General features: G+C 38.4%; 4 protein-coding genes. All 4 read left to right on the top strand.

Going from position 1 to position 3,278, the window contains the following annotated elements; all coding sequences use genetic code 11:
* The first annotated feature begins 175 nt into the window (after positions 1 to 175).
* Positions 176 to 817, top strand: coding sequence for a hypothetical protein (locus KF816_17465; GenBank protein MBX3009818.1), 642 nt, complete (start codon positions 176 to 178; stop codon positions 815 to 817).
* A 282-nt stretch (positions 818 to 1,099) separates the two neighbouring features.
* A complete protein-coding gene (locus KF816_17460; protein MBX3009817.1) occupies positions 1,100 to 1,975 on the top strand; it encodes a helix-turn-helix transcriptional regulator in 876 nt (291 codons plus the stop codon).
* Positions 1,976 to 2,042: 67 nt separating this feature from the next.
* Positions 2,043 to 2,780 carry an SDR family oxidoreductase gene (locus KF816_17455; GenBank protein ID MBX3009816.1) on the top strand — a complete coding sequence of 246 codons (738 nt, stop codon included), beginning with the start codon at positions 2,043 to 2,045 and terminating at the stop codon, positions 2,778 to 2,780.
* Between the two features lie 184 nt (positions 2,781 to 2,964).
* Positions 2,965 to 3,278 (top strand): twin-arginine translocation signal domain-containing protein (locus tag KF816_17450; GenBank protein ID MBX3009815.1); only part of this gene is annotated, 314 nt, incomplete at its 3' end.

Raw genomic sequence — 3,278 nt, 5'->3', positions numbered from 1 at the left:
CAAACCCCAGCTTCGGTTCGGTCAGACGAATAACTATCAGCTTTTATACCTAATTTCAACAAAATATTTTCAATCAGCAGCGGTTATCGGCAGACGGAATACAAATTCCCAACCTGCATAAAGCCCTGTTCGTTGGTGGCAATGATAAAGCGACCGTTAGACAAACTATATTGAGATGAAACTTTCAACAAAAGCACAAAAAATACTCACTCAAATCACCGACAAGAGTACCAAACTTGGCGACTTACGAACCATTGCTAAAGACATAAAAAAAGACCACCAATTGGCAATGGAACTTTGGTCATCTAAACATTTTTTTGCCCGACAATTGGCAATCTTAATTATGGACAAGAAACTTCTAACCGAAGAAGTGATTGACAAATTAGTCGCTGACATTAAGCACCACAGCGAAAATGAGAAACTTCAACTAATTGATTGGCTAATGGCAAACCAACTCACCAAAGACAAAAAGACAATTGAAATGATTGAGAGTTGGAAAAACAGCTCAACTTCGCTTAAAAGACGAATTTATTGGTATTATCAAGGTCGTTTGCGTTGGATGGGACAAACACAACCCAATAGCGGAGAGTTATTAACTGTCATTGAAAAACAAATGGAAAAAGAAGAAGCCGAAGTTCAATGGGCAATGAACTTTACAACAGGTTGGATTGGTGTTTACGAAAAAAAATATAGAAATCGTTGTATTGCACTTGGAGAAAAAACAGGTCTGTATAAAGGCAAAATGGTTTCAAAAGGTTGTACTCCTGAATATTTGCCGGAGTTCATTGCCATTGAAAGCAATAAACGAAACCTATAACTTTTTGTGGCGACTGAACGGCAGACAAGAAGCACATGCCACCAACATGGGGCTTGGCGTTTTTGGGGCTGGACGTTGTTAACTTCAATATTTTATCGCTATCAATTTTTGTTCGGGCTTGACGTTTTTCAATTTAGCTTTTAGTTGTTAACTTCAACTTCAGTTTTTCAATCGGGCTTCAGTTCCGGGCAGACGTTTTTCAAATTACGTCACGAACACAAATGCCGAGCCATCGCCGGCGGTCATTGTAAAGCGATACTTACCAAACTTTGAGCAGATAATATGCAGGATACAAACTCAAAACTTAAGAACGTAAAGAACGACAGGTTGAGCATAAAGATTGTTTCCAACAACAATCCTTATCTTTCTTCCGATATTCAGCAAAAGCTTTTACAACCCCGCAAGCTAACTTCTTATTTTATGGTGTTGATTGACAGCGGTTCTATTACTTACAATCTGGATTTGCAAGACATTACTCTTGCTGAAGGGCACTTGCTTTTTGCAATGCCTGATCAGTTTTTTACCCCTCCGCCTAAAAATGCCGACCTTAAATATTTCAAAGTATTATTTGATGAAAACACATTAGCATTATTACCTCAACAATATCCTTTTTTAGTTAATCCTTTAAACTCACAGACTATAATTTTTGACAATGCTACAAGAGAAAGGGTAAGAAAAGTTTTTGAAATTTTAAATCAGATACTTCATATAGACGAACATCCAACCGATACAGAAATAATATTAGCTTACCTGAACTCACTATTAGCAGAATTAAATAGTGCTTATTTCGAAAACAAAGAACCACTTAATATTTTAAACACCAATCTGTCAAAGTTCATTGAATTCAAACTAGTGGTGGAAACGCATCTTACGGAGCAACCTTCTGTAAATGCAATAGCCGAAAAGCTGGCTTTAACCACCAATAGCTTATATCGGATTGTAAAAGAATATTCAGGAGTTTCGCCTAAAGATTTCTTTACTAAACGCTTAGTAATTGAGGCACAGCGAAAATTACAGTACTCTAACCTTTCTGTAAAAGAATTAGCCTATGAATTGGGTTTTAATGACCCTGATTACTTTTCAAGATTTTTCAAGAAATGTACTGGAAAAAGCATAAGTGAATTTTTAGACGGTCAGCAAGATTCGTCAAGACAATAAATTGATTTGTCCATCTCCTCTGTTTTTCAGCCATATACTTTTGCTTCATTAATTTAAACAACAAAAAATGAAATCAGCATTAGTAACAGGAGCTAACAAAAGCATTGGCTTTGAAGTTGCACGGCAACTTGCTCAAAAAGGGGTTTATGTTTACCTCGGCAGTCGCAATTTGGAAAACGGAATAACAGCCATGAATAAATTAAAAGCAGAAGGATTAAGCCATACAGAGGCTATTCAGCTTGACATTACAGATGATAATTCTGTAAAAAATGCCCGTACCGAAATAGGCAAAAAAACAAAAAAGTTGGACATACTTATCAATAACGCAGGCATTTTCGGTGGTTATCCACAAGGGGCACTTGATGCAACCATAGACAAGTTCAAAGCAGCATACGATGCAAATGTTTTCGGAGTTGTAAGAGTTACACAGGCATTTATTGATTTATTGAAAAAATCTGCTGAACCTCGTATTGTAAATGTAAGTTCAAGTCAAGGTTCACTTACGCTGCACAGCGACTCGTCATACAAGTATTACAACTACAAAGGTGCAGTATATCTTTCGTCCAAATCAGCAATGAATATGTACACAGTTGTTTTGGCATACGAGCTAAAAGACAGCAACTTCAAAATAAATGCTGTTTGTCCGGGATTTACAAAAACCGATTTCAACGGACACAGGGGTACAGGGACTTTAGAAGATGCCGGGAAACGTATTATAAAATACGCCCTGATTGACAAAAGCGGACCAACCGGAAAATTCTTTAGTGAAGAAAATAATCCTGAAACGGGAGAAATACCCTGGTAATAAACAACGACCCCTAACAAGGGTTTTGCGTTATTGGGCTAAAGTACAAACTTCAGCTTTTTTTCATTAATTTGGTTATGGTTCAAGGCTAACTTTTGCCAATATTAAACGCGGTTGATCACTATGGGTAGTTGTCCAGGTTGCCGCCGTACAATTTTATACACGTGTATATCAAACGATTATTATGAACAGAAGATCCTTTTTAGGCAATGCCGCCGCCGGACTCGCCGCTTCCGGGTTCCTCGCTTCCATTCCCAATGTCCTCACTGCCATGTCGCGCAGCAAAGGCATTAATATGCCGATTGGCTTTCAGTCCTATGTATTCCGGGACGTGATCGGGCAGCAGCCGGAAGAGACAATGAAACGTTTGGCAGGCTATGGTTATGAGAACGTAGAATGGTGCAGTCCGAAAGGGTACCAGGGGGATTTCGCGCCACTCGCAAAATACTCCGGTAAGGAATTGAAAAAAATTACCAATGCTTCCGGGTTGCAAACGAC

It is taken from the genome of Melioribacteraceae bacterium, from assembly GCA_019638015.1.
Lineage (GTDB): Bacteria > Bacteroidota > Ignavibacteria > Ignavibacteriales > Melioribacteraceae > JAHBUP01.
The sequence above is the reverse complement of the archived record's forward strand: the minus strand, read 5'-3'. Positions and strand labels throughout refer to the sequence as shown.

Coding starts and splice junctions, on each gene's coding strand:
- KF816_17465 (MBX3009818.1), top strand. CDS start 176: ATGAAACTTTCAACAAAAGCACAAAAAATACTCACTCAAATCACCGAC.
- KF816_17460 (MBX3009817.1), top strand. CDS start 1,100: ATGCAGGATACAAACTCAAAACTTAAGAACGTAAAGAACGACAGGTTG.
- KF816_17455 (MBX3009816.1), top strand. CDS start 2,043: ATGAAATCAGCATTAGTAACAGGAGCTAACAAAAGCATTGGCTTTGAA.